This is a genomic window from Streptomyces caelestis (assembly GCF_001279005.1).
GTDB lineage: Bacteria > Actinomycetota > Actinomycetes > Streptomycetales > Streptomycetaceae > Streptomyces > Streptomyces heliomycini.
Genome location: NZ_LGCN01000060.1, coordinates 1 through 996 on the forward strand (window position 1 = coordinate 1; position 996 = coordinate 996).

Sequence of the window (996 nt, forward strand, 5' to 3'; positions counted from 1 at the left end):
AGCGACCTCGGCGAACAACTCCTCACCCCGACGCCACGCCGCACGCAACCCCCGGAACACCGGACCGTAGCCGTAACCACGCTCCCGGAAGACCTCGTAGGCACCCTCCACCGGCACCACCTCGGCACCCACCGGAGGCCACTGCACCAGATCGAACCCCGCCGACACCACACCCTCCACCAGGAACCCGGAGGCATGAGTCGTCCACGAGGCGTCCTCGGCGCCTTCCGGGCGGGAGTAGACGGCGACCGTGCGGTGGTCGGCATCCTGGGGCCCCACCACGACGCGGACCTGAACGGCGCCCTGCTCGGGCAGCACCAGCGGTGCGGCCAAAGTCAGTTCGTCCAGCGTCGCGCAGCCCACGGCCTCGCCGGCCGTCAGGGCGAGTTCCACCAGCCCCGTGCCGGGCAGCAGGGTGCGGCCCAGGACGACGTGATCGGCCAGCCACGGCTGCGCCTCCACCGACAGCCTGCCCGTCAGCACCACACCACCCGAGTCCGGCAGCGCCACCACCGCACCCAGCAACGGGTGATCGGACGCCTCCAGACCGCACCGCACCCAGCAACGGGTGATCGGACGCCTCCAGACCGGCTGCGCGGGCGTCGGCCGCTTCGGGGGCCGTGCTGTTCTCCGGCCAGTAGCGCTGCCGCTGGAAGGCGTAGGTCGGCAGGTCGACGGTCCGCGCGCCGGTGCCGTCGAAGTACGCGGCCCAGTCCACCCGGGCCCCGGCCACGTGCAGCCGTCCGAGTGCGGTGAGGGCCGTGGTCTCCTCGTCGCGGTCCTTGCGCAGGAGCGGGATCAGGTGAGCCTCGTCGCCGGCGCTTTCGCGGGCCATGCCGCTGAGCACACCGTCCGGCCCCAGCTCCACGAACCGGGTGACGCCCTCCTCCACTAGGGCACGGATCCCGTCGTCGAAGCGCACGGCCTCACGGACATGGGTCACCCAGTAAGCGGGGGTGGTGAGTTCACCGGGCGCGGCGATGCGTCCGGTCACGT

Annotated in this window: 1 protein-coding gene; it reads right to left on the reverse strand. The window is 72.3% G+C overall.

Annotated features, from left to right (window positions below):
• Positions 1-525 (reverse strand): polyketide synthase dehydratase domain-containing protein (locus ADK41_RS42840; RefSeq protein ID WP_245174609.1); only part of this gene is annotated, 525 nt, incomplete at its 3' end.
• Positions 526-996 lie beyond the last annotated feature (471 nt).